We start from the raw sequence: 17129 nt of genomic DNA on the forward strand, positions 1-17129 counted from the left end.
CGCTGGGGGGCGTAGTGGGAAGCACGGGCACAGTGCTGCGCGAATTGCGCGGCGCACAGAAGAGCGCCAAGGGCGTCTCGATCTATTCGCGGTACGTGAACCGGCCCGCCGGGCGGGTGCTGGCGGCCGGGGCCCATCGGGCGGGTATGACGCCCAATCAAGTAACGTTGACCAGTGCGCTGTTCACCTACGGCGCGCTGGCATCGGTGGCGCTCGTCGAGCCGTCGTGGACGCTCGGCGTCCTGGTCTACGCGGCGCTCGCGGTCGGCTTCGCCTTCGACTCCGCCGACGGGCAGCTCGCCCGGCTCACCGGTCGGGGCGGGCCGGACGGGGAGTGGCTGGACCATGTCGTGGACTGCGGGAAGCTGCTGCTCGTCCACGCCGCCGTCCTGATCTCCTTCTACCGCTTCGGCGAACTTCCCTCGGAGGCATGGCTGTTGCTGCCGCTGGGCTTCCAGCTGGCCGCCGTGGTGACCTTCTGCGCGGGGCTGCTGCGCGAACAGCTCGGCAAGGCCGCGGCGAGCGCCCGGGGCCCGTCCTGGGCGGCGCCCGCCGAGCCGGTGTCCCGGGTGCGGGCCGTGGCGCTGCTGCCCGCCGACTACGGGGTGTTCTGCCTGGTGTTCCTGCTGCTCGGCGCACCCGGGGCCTTCCGCGCCGGGTACGCCGCGCTCGCGGTGGTGCACACGCTGTTCCTGGCGGCCTTCCTCGCCAAGTGGTTCAGGGAGCTGAAAGCGCTCCGGGCCGGCTGACGAGCACGTCCAGCGCCCGGCGCAGCTGGGTGCTGGACGTGTGCACGGTGTACGGGAAGTAGACGACCTCCACGCCGACTTCGGCGAAGTCGCGCTCCAGCTTCTGGCCCTTCTCCGTGCCCCGCCAGTCGTCGCCCTTGAAGATCACGTCGAACCGGACCTGCTGCCAGGTCTCGACCTTGTCCGGCACGGTCTCCACGAACGCGGCGTCCACGAACCGCACGCTGCGGACGATCTCCAGTCGTTCGCGGAGCGGGATCATCGGCGTGTGCCCCTTGGCCAGGGCCGCCATCTCGTCCGACACGACCCCCGCGACCAGGTAGTCGCACTGACTGCGGGCGTGCCGCAGGATGTTGAGGTGCCCGACGTGGAACAGGTCGTACACCCCGGGTGCGTAACCCACCCTGTGCTGCACCATCCGTATCTCTCCCCCCACGGTGAACGTGATCCGGTGATGTTGCAACGACCTTACTGTGAAGAACACTTGTGCAAGCCGTGAACGGATAAGCTCGGCAGGGGCTGTTCCCCGGTGGGGGCAGCGGTTGTCGTGGGGGGGGAAGGCGATCGTCCGATGTCCGAAACATCAAGGCCCAGTCCGCTGCGAGGCCGCCGGCTTCTGGTGGTTTCGACCAACTACGCCCCGGAGCTCACGGGCATCGGCCCGTACGCCACCCAACTGGCGGAGCACTGGGCCGCGTCCGGCGCCCGCGTACGGGCGCTCACCGGTATGCCGCACTACCCGTCCTGGCGGCTCGACGAGGAGTATCGAGGCGTCTGGCGGACGGTGGAGATACGCGGCGGCGTCGCGGTGCACCGACGCCGGCACTATGTGCCACCCCGTCAGACCGCTTTGAAAAGAGCCGCGTTCGAGGCGAGCGTGCTCGCCACCGGACTGTTCGCACCGCCGCCCGGACGCCCCGACGCCGTGATCTCCCAGATGCCCAGCCTCGCCGGCGGCGTCATCGGAGCCCGCCTCGCCCGGCACCACCGCGTCCCCCATCTCCCCGTCGTCCAGGACCTGATGGGCGCCGCCGCCGCGCAGAGCGGCATCCGGGGCGGCGGCCGGGCCGCCGCCGTCGCCGCGGCCGCCGAGCGGTACGCACTGCGCGGGGCCGCCCTCGTCGGCGTCATCCACGAGAGCTTCGTCCCCGGCGTCAGGGCCCTCGGCGTCGAACCCGGCCGCATCCGCCTCGTCCCCAACTGGACCCATGTACAGGGCCCCACCGCCGACCGGGCCGCGACCCGCGCCCGGCTCGGCTGGCCCGACGGGGCCCCGGTGATCCTGCACTCCGGCAACATGGGCCTCAAGCAGGGCCTGGACGTCCTGGTGGACACCGCCCGCCTCGCCCCCGACGTCCGCGTCGTCCTGATGGGCGACGGCAACCAGCGCGACGCGTTGCGCGCCCGCGCCGACCGGCTGCCCAACGTGGAGTTCCTGGAGCCCGCGGGGGCCGAGGAGTTCACCGACGTCCTCGCCGCCGCCGACGTCCTCGCGGTCACCCAGCGCGCCTCGGTCCTCGACATGAGCGTCCCCTCCAAGCTCACCTCCTACTTCACCTCCGGGCGTCCCGTGGTCGCCTCCGTCGCCGACGAGGGCGGCACCGCCGACGAGGTCCGCCGCTCGGGCGCCGGGCTCCTCGTCGCCCCCGAGGACCCGGCCGCCCTGCTCGAAGCGGTGCGGAAGCTGGCCGCCGACCCGGCCGCCGCCGACGCCCTCGGGGCCGAGGGCCCGCGCTACGTCGCCCGCCATCTGAGCCGGGAGGCGGGCCTCGCCCGCTTCGACGACCTGCTCGCCGAGGCCCTGCCGGACGCACAAGGGAGCTCCCGCCGATGACGCCACAGCACCGCGCCCCGGACGACCAGGACGAGCCGGCGCTCCTGCGCGACCAGTTCCGCCAACTCCTGCGCTACCGCTCCCTGCTGGCCTCCGGCGTGATCATCGGCCTGCTCGGCGGCGGCTATCTCGCCCTCGGCGGCGAGGACACCTACACCGCCACCGGCGAGGTCCTCGTCCGCTCCGCGATCTCCGACCCCTTCGCCGCCGGATCCACCGCCGACAAGGGCATCAACATCGGCTCCGAACGCCAGACCGCCGTCAGCGACACCGTGGGCACCCTGGCCGCCGGGACCCTCCTCAAGGCGGGCGACGACGTCACCGCACGCAAGCTGCTGGCCGGGCTCCAGGTCACCAACCCGCCCAACACCCTCACCCTCCGCTTCTCCTACACCGGCGCCACCCCCGAGCAGGCCCGCGCCCGCGCCGAAGCCCTCGCGAACGGCTACCTGGCCCACCGCAAGGCGCGCACCGAGGAGAGCATCGAGAACATGGCGAGCGGCTACCGCGCCCAGCTGAAGCCGCTGGAGGAGAAGCGCGACCTGCTGGAGGAGCAGGCCGGTACGGGAGCGGCGGACGACGTCAGCAGCGCCCGCGCCAACATCATCGTCTCCATCTCCGAGCTGAGCCGGAAGATATCCGAGCTGAAGGCCCTGGACACCACCCCCGGCTACCTCAACAAGAAGCCGGTCGCCCCGACCTCGCCCACCGGCCCCGGACTGCCCCTGCTCCTCGGGCTCGGCGGTGTCGTCGGCCTCGCGCTGGGGCTGCTGCTCTCCTGGGTGCGGCTCGTCTTCGACCCCGCCGTACGCTCCACCCGCGAGCTCGTCCGCTCGCTCGGCGCACCCCTGCTCGGCACCCTGCCCCGGGAACGCGCCGCCGCCGGCAGCCTGCTCGCCATCGGCCGCGGCGGCTCCCGGCTCGCCGAGGAGTACCGCGCCGTCGCCTTCCGGCTCGCCTACGACCCCTCCTTCGCCGAGAGCCGCCGCCTGCTGGTCACCGCCCCGCGCGGCGACAACGCGGCGGCCGCCGCCGCGGCCGCCAACCTGGCCGCCGCGTTCGCCGAGATGGGCCGCGACGTGCTGCTCGTCGAGGCCGATCTGCGCACCCCGTCCCTCGCCGACGACCTCGGCTCCGCCGCCCACGAGGTACGCCCGCCGCGCTGGGCCGCCGAGGAGAGCGACGGCAGCTGGCCCACCGGTGGCCGCTCCAACGTCGACGTCCCCGGCTCCGGAGCCTTCGCGCTGATCCCCGGCACCACCGCCGACAACGTCCCACGCGCCCTGACCTCACCGTCCGTCGGCCGCATCGTCGCCGAGGCCGAGCGGCCCGGCGTCGTCGTCATCGTCCTGGCCCCGCCCGTCCTGTCCTACGCGGACGCCGTCGCCCTGGTCGACCGGGTCGAGGGCGTCATGATCGTCTGCGACCCGCGCGAGGTGCACCGCAGCGACCTGGAACGCATCCGCGAGATCATCGGCGCCTCCGGCGGTGCCGTGCTCGGCGCCCTGCTCCACCCGGGCCGGGGCCGCCTGCGCCGGGCCGATCGCCGCGCCAAGCCCTCCCGCCGCCGCTCCACCGGCGGCGACGGGGGCGGTGGCGGCGGAGCCCCGGCGGCAGAGGCGGACGCGCCCGAGCTCACCGGCGACCCCGCCGAGACCCTCGGCCTGCGCTCCATCAACCTGCCGGCCGCCCGCCGGTGAGAGCCCGCACCGCCGTCCTCTGCGCGGTCGCGGACCAGGGCGTGGCGGCGCTCACCAACATTCTGGTGCTGGTGGCCGCCGCCCGGCTCTCCACTCTCTCGGACTTCGCCCGCTTCTCCGCGGTCTACCTGGTCTTCACGGTGCTCCTCGGCGTCTCGGGCGCGTACACCGGGCAGCCGCTGGTCCTCAAGCGCGGCGCGGGGGAGGAGACCCGGGGCGCGTGCCGGTCCGCCGTCACCTTCACCGTGCTCGCCGCCGCCGCGCTCGGCGCACCGCTCGCGGCCGTCTGCGTCCTCGTCCCCGGCGACACCGCCCGCGCCCTGCTGATGCTCGGCCTGGTGCTTCCCGTGGTGCTGGGACAGGACGCCGTGCGGTACGCCTTCTCCACGCTCCAGCAGCCCCATCTCGCCCTGGCCTCCGACCTGTTGCGGCTCACCTGCGTGCTCGGTGCGCTCTCCGTGCAGGACTACGGGGCCTCCCCGGCCCGTCTGATCGCCGTCTGGGGCCTGTCCGCCCTGCCCGCCCTGCTCCTGTCCGCCGCCCTCCTCCACCGGGCCACCGCCGGATCCCCGTTGCGACTGCGCCCGATGCTGCGTCGCGGCCACCTCGGTCAGCGCTTCACCGTCGAGTTCGGCGTGGGCAACGCGGCCGGCCAGCTGTCCGTCCTCGGCCTCGGCGCGGTCGGCAACCCGCTCCTCGTCGGCGCGCTGCGCGGCGCGACCACCCTCTTCGGCCCGCTCAACGTGCTCTACACCTCGGCCACTTCCTTCGGCCCGCCGCTGCTCGGCCGCATCGACGACGAGCGCCGCCGGATCCGGGCCACCGCGGTGCTCGCCGCCGCCCTCGCCGCGACCGCCGCCCTCTGGGCCACCGTGCTGGCCCTGCTGCCCGACACCGCAGGACGCGAACTGCTCGGCGACACCTGGCCCACGGCCGCCGCCCTGCTCCCCGCGACGGGCAGCCAGTACGCCGCGATGGCCGTCGGCACCTGCGGCCTGCTCGCCCTGCGCATGCTCGACCCGCGCACCACACTCGCCATCCAGGTCGTCTTCTCGCTCACCGCCGTGGCGTTCCTCGCGGGCGGCTACGTCGTCGGGGGCGTCCCGGGCGCGGCCTGGGGGCTGTTCCTGGGCTCGCTCTGCAAGGCGGTCGCCACCTGGATCAGGGTGGCGCGGCTGCGCCGGCGCACGGTGGCGTCCGACCGGGCCGTGGCGACCGCCGAGGACGCGGTCGGTGGGCGGGCCTGAAACGGAGGCTGGGCCTCCCGGGCCGGGACGGGTAAAGTCGTGATCTTCGAGCGGCCGCGCCCTCGGAGTCCCAGAGGCGACCGTCCATGAATCTGCGCTCCACGACCGACCGCCCCGGTCCCACGATGCACCGGGTGTGGCGCCTTCCCACCGCCGACGCCGTGCGGGGACGACGAGCCCTCTGGTGGACCGTCGGCCCTGCCGGTGAGCTAGCGGTCCTGCTGGTGTCCCTGAAGCACCTGGGCCGTGGCCGGTATCCCAGGGGATGGCCCGGGTGGCGGCCGGACATCCCGTTCACGGGCGAGCTGGTCACGATCACGGACCAGGAAGAGCGGCGCACCCGGGTCTCGGACATCCGGATCCGCCCGAGCCACCTGGCGCTGCTCCCGGACTCCCGATTCCTGCTGGTGAACGGCCGTACGTCGCACGGCGAGAACGGAGAACCCTGGCGGGCCAACGCCGTGGTGTTCTCCGCGTCGGGCTCTCCCGAAGCCGAGTTCTGCCTCGGCGACGACATCGCCACCCTGGTCACCGACGCCGACGGATCCATCTGGACCGCCTACGGGGACGAGGGCATCTACGGCGGCCACCCCGAGTCGGGAGAGGGCCTCGCGGGCTGGAACCTCCGGGGTGAGGCGACCTGGTCACCCGGCGGACGGCTGCCCGACCACCCCCTGCAGGGGTGCACCGCCGCGACCGAGGACCACCGGGCCTGGCTCGTCTGGTACCCCGGCAGCTCCAGGGGCGGCACCTTCCTGACCCGGATCACACCTGCCACCGGTGCTGTGACCAGCTACCGCAGCCCCGTTCAGCAGCCGGACGGCTTCGCGGTCCGCGGCAACCGGGCCGTCTTCACACGCCGGGACCACAACAAGCGGTTCACCGAACTCCTCCGAGCCGAACTCGGCGGCGACACCTGGTCGGTGACCGACCGCGCCCGCCTCCGGACGCCCGGGCGGGTCGTCATGCACTGCGGCCAGGGCCGCGACGGATTCCTCTGGCTCCGGGCGGGCGACACCTGGGTGCGCGTCGAGGCCTGACCCTCGTCGCGGACCGGTCGGCGCGCTCAGCGCCGACGCCCTGCCCGCCGCTCCCTGAACGTGGCTATCGCGAGCAGACACAGCGCGGCGATGGCCAGCTTCCCCGCCGCCTGGAGGAGTGGGCCGCGCAGCAGGATGAAGGTGTATCCGGCGATCAGCGGCGCGGCGATGGCCAGTACGCTCCCGGGGCCCGGCCCCGCCCGGGTGACGGCCAGGGCGTAGCGGCGGTCGGTGCGGGCCGAGGCGTAGCCGATCAGCGCCATCCCGCCGATCATGCCGGACGCGCCGAGATCGACCCAGAACTCGGTCCACAGCGGGGCCGAGAGGTTGGTCATCCGCAGCCCCATCCACTGCCCGACCCGGACCCCGGTGTCCTCCGGCTTCCCGCTCCACACCGCGCGCGGCACGAAGAACAGCCCGGAGCCCGCCAGTTGGCGGCCGTAGGTGTGGCCCCGGGTGTCGACCCACGAGATGGTGTTGGCGAACATGACCATCTGGTCGTAGTCCTTGGTCACCAGCGGATCGAAGACCGAGGTCGACTGCACGGACCGCTGGCTTCCTTCCTCGTACCGGAACCTGTCCGCGTACGGGAACAGCACCAGCGCCCCCACCACGCCCGCCGTCAGCACCGTCCGGTAGACCGCCGCACTGCTCGGGAACGCGGCGAACACGAACGCCACCACCACCGTCAGGAACCAGTAACGGGCGTTGGAGATCGGGTTGTTCACCAGGAGGTTCAACGCCGCCAGCGCCACCCACACCAGCACCGTCGACGGTCTGCGCCGGGCCCGGTAGGAGGTCGCCAGGCGGCGGGTGTAGAAGAGCAGCGCCAGCAGCGCCGGGACCTGGCCGAAGCCCTTGAGGAACGCCGAGCCCACATTGGACCCCTCTGTGACGACTCCGCTCGCCGCGACGGTCTCGTTGATCTCCTGCCTGCTGGCGAAGAAGACCGTGGGCCCGCCCAGCTTCATCACGTAGAACGCGCTCGCCGTGAACGCCAGCAGTACCAGCAGCCGCAGCCGCAGCGGATGGGCGACGGCGGGCCCGCCGCCCGAGCCGCGTGCGGAGGGTGTCCGGCGGCGCAGTGGGCGCCGTGAGGCCAGCAGCGCCCCCAGGTCGTAGGCGGCACACCCCACCAGCACCATCGCGATGGCCGTGACCAGGTCCTGGCGCGGGCCGACCATCGGCGTCGGCGTCTGCCCGATCACCACCTGGGCGAACGGCGCCACGCCCATCGCGATGTACACGAACATCCAGAAGACGCCCTGGAGCAGCCGCCGCCGGGTGGAGAGGATCATCGTCGCGAGACGGGCGCCCGCGTAGCAGGTCAGCACCAGCTGGAGCCAGTACGCCGTGTCCCGGACCCCGCTGCCGGGCTGGGCGGCGATCACCGCGGGCAGGAAGCAGACCAGCCCCAGGATGAGCGGCACGGACAGCGCCCGCGACAGCATCGACCAGGCGATCGGCCGCTCCGGCGGGCCATCGGGAACCCCTGGTCCCTGCGAGCCCACGACCGTGGGAGCGGCCTGCTCCCGCGCCGACGTGTGCACCGACGTCATGCGCCCCCCCGGGATCAGCGAACCGCTGAACACTCTAACGAATCAGCCCACTTGAGGGGGGCCGATGACTACGCTGTGAATACTTGGCCATAGTCGAGGGGAACTCTGGTGAAAATCCTGCACGTTGTCACGCTCCACACCCCGGACCACGCCTTCGGCGGTCCGACGCGAGTGGCGTTCAACCTCTCCAAGGTCCAGCGGGCGAACGGCGACGACGCGCGCGTCATGGCCCTCGGCGACGGCTTTCCCGACGGTGAACTGCCCAGCGAAGTGGAAGGAGTTCCGGTCCATCTCTTCCAGGCCCGGCACGTCCTCCCGATGTTCGAGGTCAGCGGCATCACCTCCGCCGGGCTGCTGAACACCGCCCGCCGTATGATGCGCGGCGCCGACCTCGTCCACGTCCATCTGATGCGGGACCTGGTGACCCTGCCCGCGGCCCTCCTCGCGCTCGCGACCCGTACGCCCCTGGTCGTCCAGACCCACGGCATGATCGACCCCACCGAGAAGAAGGTCGCCCAGCTCACCGACCTCCTCGGGGTCCGCAAGGTGCTGCGCGAGGCGGACGCCGTCCTGCATCTGACCGAGATGGAGCGGCTCGACGTGAACGCCGTCGCCGCCCCCGTCCCGCTCACCCGTACCGTACGGCTGGTCAACGGGGTCCGCCCGCAGGAGCGCAAGCCCGCCCGCGAGCCCGGCCGCCCGCCCACCGTGCTGTATCTGGCCCGGATCCAGGCGCGCAAGCGGCCCGAGGACTTCGTCGCCGCGATGCCGCACGTCCTCGCCCGCCACCCGGACGCCCGCTTCGTGCTGGCCGGTCCCGACACCGGCGCGCTGGCCGGCACCCTCGCGCTCGCCCGGAAGCTCGGGGTGGCCGAATCCCTCGATCATGTCGGTCCGTTGGAGCACGACGAGGTCCTGGCCGCCGACCGTGAGGCCGATGTGTATGTGCTGCCCGCGATCGAGGAGCCGTTCCCGGTCTCGGTGCTGGAGGCGATGTCGGTCGGCACCCCGGTCGTCATCACCCGCACCTGCGGGCAGGCCCCCGATGTGGCCGGGGCGGGCTCGGGCCGGGTGATCGACAGCCGGGTCGGCGAGGACGCGGCCAACGCCCGCAAGGTCGCCGACGCGATCCTGGAACTGCTGGAGCCGGAGGCCGCCGAGCAGGCGGGCAAGGCCGCCTGGGAGCTGGTGAACGAGCGGTTCACCATCGAGGCCGTCACCGCCACCCTCCGGCGGACCTACGAGGACGTGGTCCGCCGGAGGCGAGGGTGAGCACCGCGTCGCTCAACGGATCGGCTTCTCGCGGGACTTGAGCGCGATCTGCCAGCGGTAGAAGCTCATCGCCAGCGCGAAGTCGAACCCCGCCCGGCCGTCCAGGAACCCCCGCTTGTAGAGATACATGTAGGCGAAGGACACCACCGGCTTGAACGGCGCCTTGTGGAACAACTGCCCCTGGCGCGACTTGACCTGGCGCACCTGCTCCTTCACCCGGGGGTGGTGCTCCAGCCAGGCCTCCCAGTCCGAGTAGCGGTTGTGCCGCTCGAACCAGGCGGTCACCGGGTCGAGATCCTGGTGCTCGATGGGGTGGCTGAGCGTGCCCACGCTCGCCGCGACCGGCTGGTAGTGGCCCTCCACCTCCCCGATGCCCGGCGCGTCCAGGTCTCCGACCTCCGGGTAGTGGCAGCGGGTCCGGTCGGTCAACGACCGCTTGCGGATGGTGTATCCGTGCCGCAGCCGCTTCCCCGAGAACCAGTAGCCGAGCGGAATGTCGTACGCGGCCGGCTTCGGCGCCGCCGGATCGCGGAACGTCTCCCGCAGCTCGGCCAGCAGCCCGGGGCTCAGCCGCTCGTCGCCGTCCAGGAGCAGGATCCAGTTCAGATCGGTGCGGACGTTCTCCAGGCACCACTGCTTCTTGCGCGGATGGCCACCGTCCCAGGTGTACCTGACCACCTCGGCCCCGCACTCCTCGGCGATCTTGACGGTGTCGTCGGTGCTGTGGGAGTCCACCACGACGACCGCCTCGAAGTGGCCGAGCACCGATTTCACCGCCTCCGCGATGTTCAGGCCCTCGTTCTTCGTGGGGATCGCCACGGCTATCGGCAGTTTCGGCGTACCTGTGGTCATCCCTCGGCTCCTTCGGGCAGCCAGGCATAGCAGCCTGTGGACGTGAACGTACGGGCGGAATCGGGGATGGTGATCTTTCGGGACTTCCCCGTGTCGGAGGTTCCCCGGGCCAGCTCCTTGCCGCCCGCCCCCTCGATCTGCCAGGAGCAGTCCGTGGTGGGCGAGGCCGAGCGGTACACGCCCGGCCGGAGCTTCTTCCCGGAGTGCTTGCCGTCCGGGTAGGCGTACGCCGCCTCGTCGACCAGGTCCTGGTGCTGGGTGCAGAGCCCGGCGACGGCGTCCTTCGCGCCGGGGATCTCGCCCGTCACGATCGCGCCGACCGCGGTGTCCCGGTCGGCCTTGACGAGGTAGCGCAGCTTGTCGCAGGTCTCCTGGCCGGTCTGGAGCACGGCCGCCGGGTCCATCCCCTTCGGCACCCGGTCCTTCAGATACTCCTTCTGCTTCTTGGTGAACGTCCCCGTGGCCGGGGTGATCTCGTCGACGGGCGTCTTCGGGCCCTCGGCCGCGGCGGCCGGAGCGGACGCCCCCGAGGCCGCCGGCTCCTCGGTGGGCGGGGTGGCGGGCTCGGGGGCCGTGGTGGTGGCGGACGGGCCGGGGACGGCGGACCCGGAGGCCGCGGGGCGCTGGGCGCCCGCGGCCTCCGGGTCGTTCCCGTCCGCGGACGAGCCGCAGGCGGCCAGCGCCGCCGCCGTCAGGACGACGGCGGCGCAGGCCAGGAACGGGTTTCTCATCTCTCAGCCGTTCCTCAGGGCGTAGTGCGCGCTGATCTGGGAAGCGCTCAGCGCGGTCGGGTAGACGGCGGTCTCGTCGATCTGTCCGGCGAAGAAGTTGCTGGTGGGCCGGTTGGGCCAGCCGGACAGGTTGTCCCCGCCGACCCGCCAGTAGCCCGGGTAGTTCTCGTTGCCGGTGACCAGGATGTTCGACGCGCGCAGCTGCCCGTCGACGTACAGCGCCATGCCCTGCCCCAGGGGGCCCTGGGTGGCGACGACGTGGTGCCACTGGCCGTCGTTGTAGGCGGCCGATGTGGCGACGGTGCGGGCCCCGCTGCTCTGGACGCCGAACACGAGGCGTCCGTCGTTGCGCATGTAGATGTGCTTGTCGTGGCGGTTGCTGTTCTGCTGGGTCAGATTGCCGAAGCCGACGATCTTCCCGCCCCGGGTGGTGGTGGTCTTGATCCAGGTCTCGATGGTGAACCGGGCCGGCTGCGCGTGCTGCCGGTTGCTGTACGCGTACTCGTCGGCGCCGTTGAACCCGATCGCCGTCGAGGGCCCGGCGACCGCCGCCGGGGTCTGCCGGTAGGCGGGTCCATTGCGCATGAAGCCGTTGTTCAGGTTGCCGCTGCTGTCGTGCGCGAAGGTGGAGGTGCCCTCGTCCCAGCGCCAGTAGAGGCTCGCTCCGTCGGACCTGACCCGCGCCGGGTACGCCTCCGTCGCGCTCGCCACGGTGGCGGACTGGGCCGGGGACTTGGCGCTGGTGTTCGTGCCGTCGCTCGCGGTGATCCGGTACGAGTGGGTCTCGCCCGGCGCCACGTCGGTGTCCTTCCAGGTCAGCTGCGGCCGGTCCCAGAAGACCGAGTAGCCGGTCGTCGTGTGGATCGGGGTGTTGGAGCCGTCCTTGTAGATCCGGTAGGTCAGCTCACCGTCGTCGGTGTCGAAGCTGGTCTGCCAGTTCACCTCGATCTGCCCGGGCGTCAGCGTGGACAGGCTGACATTGGGCACCCAGGGCACGCCCGTGTCCGGGCCGTCCGCGAACCGGGTCAGACCCTGCTGCGGCTTGGTGTTGACGGTGGTGAACTCGCCGCCCACCCACAGGTAGTGGCGGCCGCCGCTGCTCGTCTGGCTCATCACGCGCGGCCCGACCGGCTCCCCGATCCCGTCGTTGGTGTCCGGGAACCAGGGCAGCAGCTTCGGGTCGTCGACCGACTGGGCCAGCAGGTGCTTGCGCGGCTGGTCCGGGAACGCGCCCATGCTGGCGCAGTCGTGGGCGTGGCTGCCGCTGTACAGCACCCCGGAGTGCACCAGCACGGCCTGGGTCGCGCCGAGGCAGGTGTCCCGCCAGCGCTGCTCGAAGTTGTTCAGGTTCAGCGCGATACGGCCGTCGAACACACCGCCGCCGGTGCCCTCGTTGCCGGTGTAGAAGCCGCCGGCGTCGGTGGTGATGTCCTGGACCGTGGAGTTGTTGTGGATGAACCCCGGGTAGGACTTGGTGAGTTGTCCGGTGGTGGCGTCGACGACGGCCAGTGCGTGGGTGTTCGTGCCGTTGATCCGGAAGAAGTCCCCGCCGAGCAGCACGTTCCGCCCGTCCGGAGTCACCTCGACGGCCCGTGCGACCTCGTCGGCGTTGGCCGTGAAGGGCAGCAGTGAGGCTCCGGTCGTGACGGCGGCGAAGTGGCTCCTGGTCTGCCCGCCGACCGTGGTGAAGTCACCCGCCAGATAGACCGTGTCGTCGGTGACGGCGAGCCCCCGCACGGTCGCCGAGACCCCGATCTTGAAGGAGTTGCGGACCGTGCAGCTCTCGGTGTCGATCGCCGCGATGTTGCTCACGCCGACACCGTTGACCGCACCGAACTGGCCGCCCGCGTACAGGGTTTCGCCGTCCGGGGAGAGGGCGAGGGCCCGTACGGTCGCGGTCCCCGAGGAGATGGTGAAGGACAGCGAGCAGTCGGTGGGCGCCCCGGTCGCCGCGTCGAACGCGGCGAAGTTCACCGCGGGCCGCTCGTTCGTGCCGGGGGCCGCGGTGGGGGGCCGCAGGGTGGAGAAGGTGCCGCCCGCGTAGACGACGCCGTCGCCGGCGGCCATCGACCAGACGATGCCGTTGGTCTGCCAGGTGGTGAGGTCGTCCGCGGTGATGGCGACCGGTGGTGTCAGCGCCGCCGCCGGAGAGGGCCCGACCGCGGTCGCGGTCAGGGCTCCGGCCAGCAGGCCGAGAGCGGCGGACACGGCCCGCACACGGCCGCGCCCTCCGCTTCTCTGCCCCGTACTTCCGTTCATCATTCAGCTCCGAAGGTGAGATTCGAGCTGCGGCCGAGAGGCCGCGGATCCTGCCTCGCCCGACCGGCCGCGGGGACGGTTCGTCCCGCCGCCGATCGGGGCGAGTGGGGAGGCGGGGCCGTGGCCCCGCCCGTGGCCGGCGCGTTGAGCTCCACCGAGCGGTCGGTGGAGATCGGCGGTGGCGCCGGTGATCGTCCCGGGCACGGGCGCGGCGAGCGCCGGCCGGGAGTCATGGGTGGCCGCCGGCCCGGTACGGGCGTCGGCGGTCACACGGTCCTGTCGGTCCGGTAAGGGAACGGCGGCCCGACGGCGGAGCGGACCGGCCCGGCCGCCGGGGGAGCGGCGCACGTCACGGCCACGCCCGTACACCGGCCCACCGGGGCAGCGGTCCTGCCCCGTCATCGGTCCACCCGGACGGCGGCCCCGGTCAGCTGGTCGTCCAGCTGGCGGATGTCGGCGTCGACCATGATGCGGGCCAGTTCCCGGGACTTCACCTCGGGCTTCCAGCCCAGCAGCTCCTCGGCCTTCGAGGCGTCGCCGATCAACGCGTCGACCTCGCTGGGGCGTTCGTACTTCGGGTCGTAGCGCACATGCTCGCGCCAGTCCAGGCCCGCGTGCTCGAAGGCGAACTCCAGGAACTGGCTGACCTTGACCCCTTCGCCGGTGGCGACCACATAGTCGTCGGGGGTGTCGCACTGGAGCATCCGCCACATGGCGTCCACGTACTCCGGCGCGTACCCCCAGTCCCGGACCGCTTCCAGATTGCCCAGGTGCAGCCGGTCCTGGAGCCCCGCCTTGATCCGGGCCACGCCCCGGGTGATCTTCCTGGTCACGAAGGTCTCGCCCCGGCGCGGCGACTCATGGTTGAAGAGGATCCCGTTCACCGCGAACATGCCGTACGCCTCGCGGTAGTTGACCGTGGCCCAGTAGGAGTAGACCTTCGCCACGCTGTACGGGCTGCGCGGGTGGAACGGGGTCTTCTCGTTCTGCGGGGGCGGGCTGGCGCCGAACATCTCGGAGGACGAGGCCTGGTAGATCCGGGTCTGGATACCGCTGGCCCGGACCGCCTCCAGGAGCCGGATGGTGCCGAGCCCCGTGACGTCACCGGTGTACAGCGGGGCGTCGAAGGACACCCGCACATGCGACTGCGCGCCCAGGTTGTAGACCTCGTCGGGCTGGATGTCGCGCAGCAGGTTCACCAGCGCGACACCGTCGGAGAGGTCCGCGTGATGCAGGACGAAGGAGCGCTCCGGCTCCTCGGGACCCTGGTAGATGTGGTCGATCCGCTCGGTGTTGAAGCTCGACGAACGCCGTATGAGCCCGTGCACCGTGTACCCCTTGTCGAGCAACAACTCGGCCAGATACGAACCGTCCTGGCCGGTCACTCCGGTGATGAGCGCGGTCTTCGCCACGATTCCCCCTTCTCTGCTGATCGCCTCGACGGCGACGTTCACCGACATATCGGAATTGGAGCGTTCTGCGGCAAAGTGTCACCGCAGTCCTTTTCTGCTGGCACAATCCGAGCCATGACGACCGAACTCCCCGTCCCACACCAGGAATCCGCCCGTTCCCTACTGCGGCCCGGCTCCCGCATATTCGTCGCGGGACACCGCGGCCTGGTCGGCTCGGCGGTGGCCCGCCGCCTCGCCGACGACGGCCACGAGGTGCTCACCCGCGGCCGCGACCTCCTCGATCTGCGCGACGCCGCGCGGACCGAGACGTATCTGAAGGAGGTCCGCCCGGACGTCGTGGTGCTGGCCGCCGCCAAGGTCGGCGGGATCATGGCCAACAGCACGTATCCGGTGCAGTTCCTGGAGGACAACCTGCGCATCCAGCTCAGCGTGATCGCCGGCGCGCACGCGGCCGGGACCGAGCGGCTGCTTTTCCTCGGCTCGTCGTGCATCTACCCCCGGCTCGCACCCCAGCCGATCCGCGAGGACGCGCTGCTCACCGGCGAGCTGGAGCCCACCAACGAGGCGTACGCCCTCGCCAAGATCGCCGGAATCGTCCAGACCCAGTCCTACCGGCGGCAGTACGGCGCCTCCTACATCAGCGCCATGCCCACCAATCTCTACGGGCCCGGCGACAACTTCGACCTGGAGACCTCGCACGTCCTGCCGGCGCTGATCCGCCGCTTCCACGAGGCACGGCGCGACGGGGCGCCCGAGGTGACCCTGTGGGGATCCGGCTCCCCGCGCCGCGAGTTCCTCCATGTCGACGACCTCGCCGCCGCCTGCGTACGCCTGTTGGAGGCGTACGACGGAGACGCGCCCGTCAACATCGGCTGCGGCGAAGACCTCACGATCCGCGAACTCGCCGAAACCGTACGGGATGTGACGGGCTATGAAGGGCGCATCGGCTGGGACACGTCGAAGCCCGACGGGACGCCCCGCAAGCTGCTCGACGTGACCCGCCTCTCCTCCCTCGGCTTCAAGCCGCAGATCCCGCTGCGTGACGGCGTCGCCCGCACCTACGCCTGGTGGCTCGGCCAACTCCCGCCCGGACAGTGATGGTTCGCCGCCGCCGTGAGGTGTCTCACGGCGGCACACCGGTGCTGCTCCTCGCATCCGCACGCCCCGCCCCGCCCTCAGTACGCCCCGCGGCCGTCGGTGACGGCGCGCACGGTGCGGGCGAGGAGTCCCATGTCGGCGGCGACCGACCAGTTGTCGACGTACCACAGGTCGAGCGAGACGGCCTCCTGCCAGCTCAGGTCGGAGCGGCCGCTCACCTGCCACAGGCCCGTGAGCCCCGGCTTCACCGCGAGCCGGCGATGCTCCCGCTCGTCGTAGCGCGAGGCCTCCTCCGGCAGCGGCGGCCGCGGACCGACCAGCGACATATGACCCAGCAACACATTGAGCAGCTGCGGGAGTTCATCGATCGAGGTGCGCCGAAGCAGTCGCCCGACCGGCGTCACCCGAGGATCGCCCCGCATCTTGAACAGCGGCCCGTCGACCTCGTTGGCCGCGACCAGCTGCGCCTTGAGCTTCTCCGCGTCCGCCACCATCGTGCGGAACTTCCACATCGTGAACGGGCGGTTGTGCTGCCCCTGCCGGACCTGCCGGTGGAAGACCGGCCCCCGCGAGGACAGCCGGACGCTCAGCGCCACCGTCAGTAACAGCGGTGCCAGGGCCAGCAGTCCGAACAGGGCGCCTGCACGGTCCAGCACGTTCTTGAACACCGCCTGCGGGCCGCCCCGCAACGGCGGCGCTATGTGCAGCAGGGTGAGCCCGCCCGCCGTGGCGGGTCGCACCCGCTCGGCCGCCACCCCGGACAGCTCCGAGAGCACGGCCAGGGCGACGCCCCCGTCGTGCAGCCCCCAGCCGAGCCGCCGCAGCCGGTCGCCGGTCAGCTGGGGCCCGGGAGCCACCAGCACCAGGTCCGCCTCGTGGGCGTAGACCCCGCCGAGCACCGTGCTCACATCGTCATCGGCCGGGCAGGACGCGAGGCGCCCCGGTATCTGCACGCCGTCCAGCTCCAGCCGGGCGGCGCCCACCGGAATCGCGGCGACCAGCGAGAAGTCGTGATCCGTACGGGAGTTGAGCAGCCCGGCCGCCCGGTCCACGCCCGCCGCCTCGCCGACCAGCAACACCCTGCGGACCCGGTGGCCCCGGCGCCCGGAGAGCGGCCACCGGCGCAGCCCCGCCACCGCGGTGGCGACGAGCAGCCCCGGCGCGACGGCCACGACCGCCGTGGCCGGGTCCACCGGGCTTCCCGCCGCCGTGTGCAGCACGGCCAGCAGGCCGATGAGCACGAGCCAGTCACCGACCGAGCCGAGCGCACCGCCCGGCTCGGTCCTCGGAGGGTCGGTGTACCGCCCCCGGGCGGCGCGCAGCCCGGCCCAGAGCAGCCCCGCCACCGCGGCGGCGGCCACCGGGCGGGGCTGGTC

Annotated in this window: 13 protein-coding genes and 1 pseudogene; 7 read left to right on the forward strand and 7 right to left on the reverse strand. The window is 72.2% G+C overall.

The window, feature by feature from the left end:
* Positions 1–14 precede the first annotated feature (14 nt).
* Positions 15–749, forward strand: a complete 735-nt coding sequence (locus tag G3I54_RS15795; protein WP_164615199.1) for a CDP-alcohol phosphatidyltransferase family protein — start codon at positions 15–17, stop codon at positions 747–749.
* Here the strand turns inward: G3I54_RS15795 and G3I54_RS15800 are convergent.
* Positions 718–1167 carry an adenylyltransferase/cytidyltransferase family protein gene (locus G3I54_RS15800; protein ID WP_030079843.1) on the reverse strand — a complete coding sequence of 150 codons (450 nt, stop codon included), beginning with the start codon at positions 1165–1167 and terminating at the stop codon, positions 718–720. The two genes, G3I54_RS15795 and G3I54_RS15800, sit on opposite strands and share 32 nt — an antisense overlap.
* 153 nt (positions 1168–1320) lie before the next feature.
* Between G3I54_RS15800 and G3I54_RS15805 the strand changes: the two genes are divergently transcribed.
* The 4 genes from G3I54_RS15805 to G3I54_RS39005 all read left to right on the forward strand — a co-directional run bounded on the left by G3I54_RS15805 (position 1321) and on the right by G3I54_RS39005 (position 6570).
* A complete protein-coding gene (locus G3I54_RS15805; RefSeq protein ID WP_164615201.1) occupies positions 1321–2583 on the forward strand; it encodes a glycosyltransferase in 1263 nt (420 codons plus the stop codon).
* Entirely contained in the window at positions 2580–4283 is a 1704-nt protein-coding gene (locus tag G3I54_RS15810) for a CpsD/CapB family tyrosine-protein kinase (protein WP_164615203.1), read from the forward strand. The genes G3I54_RS15805 and G3I54_RS15810 overlap by 4 nt, the downstream gene beginning before the upstream one ends.
* Entirely contained in the window at positions 4280–5530 is a 1251-nt protein-coding gene (locus G3I54_RS15815) for a hypothetical protein (RefSeq protein ID WP_164615204.1), read from the forward strand. Before G3I54_RS15810 ends, G3I54_RS15815 begins: the two co-directional genes overlap by 4 nt.
* Positions 5531–5616: 86 nt before the next feature.
* The gene (locus G3I54_RS39005) at positions 5617–6570 is read left to right on the forward strand and encodes a hypothetical protein (RefSeq protein WP_239144390.1); all 954 of its coding nucleotides are present in this window, start codon (positions 5617–5619) and stop codon (positions 6568–6570) included.
* A gap of 26 nt (positions 6571–6596) precedes the next feature.
* Here the strand turns inward: G3I54_RS39005 and G3I54_RS15825 are convergent, their stop codons facing one another.
* Positions 6597–8129: a hypothetical protein gene (locus G3I54_RS15825; RefSeq protein WP_164615206.1), complete on the reverse strand. Its 1533-nt coding sequence runs from the start codon at positions 8127–8129 to the stop codon at positions 6597–6599.
* A gap of 108 nt (positions 8130–8237) precedes the next feature.
* Here G3I54_RS15825 and G3I54_RS15830 point away from each other — a divergent pair, with 108 nt between their 5' ends.
* On the forward strand, positions 8238–9401 hold the full coding sequence (locus G3I54_RS15830) for a glycosyltransferase (RefSeq protein WP_164615208.1): 1164 nt from the start codon (positions 8238–8240) through the stop codon (positions 9399–9401).
* Here G3I54_RS15830 and G3I54_RS15835 read toward each other — a convergent pair.
* From G3I54_RS15835 to gmd, 4 genes and pseudogenes are all read right to left on the reverse strand, one after another.
* Positions 9346–10253, reverse strand: a pseudogene (locus tag G3I54_RS15835) (glycosyltransferase family 2 protein). The gene G3I54_RS15830 and the pseudogene G3I54_RS15835 sit on opposite strands and share 56 nt — an antisense overlap.
* A complete protein-coding gene (locus G3I54_RS15840) occupies positions 10250–10984 on the reverse strand; it encodes a hypothetical protein (protein ID WP_164615212.1) in 735 nt (244 codons plus the stop codon). Before G3I54_RS15840 ends, G3I54_RS15835 begins: the two are co-directional and overlap by 4 nt.
* Before the next feature lie 3 nt (positions 10985–10987).
* Positions 10988–13246 carry a LamG domain-containing protein gene (locus tag G3I54_RS15845; protein ID WP_164615215.1) on the reverse strand — a complete coding sequence of 753 codons (2259 nt, stop codon included), beginning with the start codon at positions 13244–13246 and terminating at the stop codon, positions 10988–10990.
* 395 nt (positions 13247–13641) lie between these two features.
* Positions 13642–14655 (reverse strand): GDP-mannose 4,6-dehydratase, encoded by a 1014-nt coding sequence (gene gmd / locus G3I54_RS15850; RefSeq protein WP_164615236.1) that lies wholly within the window; start codon positions 14653–14655, stop codon positions 13642–13644.
* A 114-nt stretch (positions 14656–14769) separates the two neighbouring features.
* Here gmd and G3I54_RS15855 point away from each other — a divergent pair, with 114 nt between their 5' ends.
* Positions 14770–15753 (forward strand): GDP-L-fucose synthase, encoded by a 984-nt coding sequence (locus tag G3I54_RS15855; protein WP_164615217.1) that lies wholly within the window; start codon positions 14770–14772, stop codon positions 15751–15753.
* 77 nt (positions 15754–15830) lie between these two features.
* On the opposite strand, the gene G3I54_RS15860 is transcribed toward G3I54_RS15855, so the two are convergent.
* A partial coding sequence (locus G3I54_RS15860) for an exopolysaccharide biosynthesis polyprenyl glycosylphosphotransferase (RefSeq protein WP_203686357.1) occupies positions 15831–17129 on the reverse strand: 1299 nt, incomplete at its 5' end.

Origin of the sequence: Streptomyces sp. SID14515 (genome assembly GCF_010548505.1) — a bacterium.
Lineage (GTDB): Bacteria > Actinomycetota > Actinomycetes > Streptomycetales > Streptomycetaceae > Streptomyces > Streptomyces caviscabies.

What these genes read in the sequence shown, in the direction of transcription:
- G3I54_RS39005 (WP_239144390.1), top strand. Translation starts at nt 5,617, where the DNA reads ATGAATCTGCGCTCCACGACCGACCGCCCCGGTCCCACGATGCACCGG.
- G3I54_RS15805 (WP_164615201.1), top strand. Translation starts at nt 1,321, where the DNA reads ATGTCCGAAACATCAAGGCCCAGTCCGCTGCGAGGCCGCCGGCTTCTG.
- G3I54_RS15845 (WP_164615215.1), bottom strand. Translation starts at nt 13,246, where the DNA reads ATGATGAACGGAAGTACGGGGCAGAGAAGCGGAGGGCGCGGCCGTGTG.
- G3I54_RS15840 (WP_164615212.1), bottom strand. Translation starts at nt 10,984, where the DNA reads ATGAGAAACCCGTTCCTGGCCTGCGCCGCCGTCGTCCTGACGGCGGCG.
- G3I54_RS15825 (WP_164615206.1), bottom strand. Translation starts at nt 8,129, where the DNA reads ATGACGTCGGTGCACACGTCGGCGCGGGAGCAGGCCGCTCCCACGGTC.
- G3I54_RS15810 (WP_164615203.1), top strand. Translation starts at nt 2,580, where the DNA reads ATGACGCCACAGCACCGCGCCCCGGACGACCAGGACGAGCCGGCGCTC.
- G3I54_RS15800 (WP_030079843.1), bottom strand. Translation starts at nt 1,167, where the DNA reads ATGGTGCAGCACAGGGTGGGTTACGCACCCGGGGTGTACGACCTGTTC.
- G3I54_RS15855 (WP_164615217.1), top strand. Translation starts at nt 14,770, where the DNA reads ATGACGACCGAACTCCCCGTCCCACACCAGGAATCCGCCCGTTCCCTA.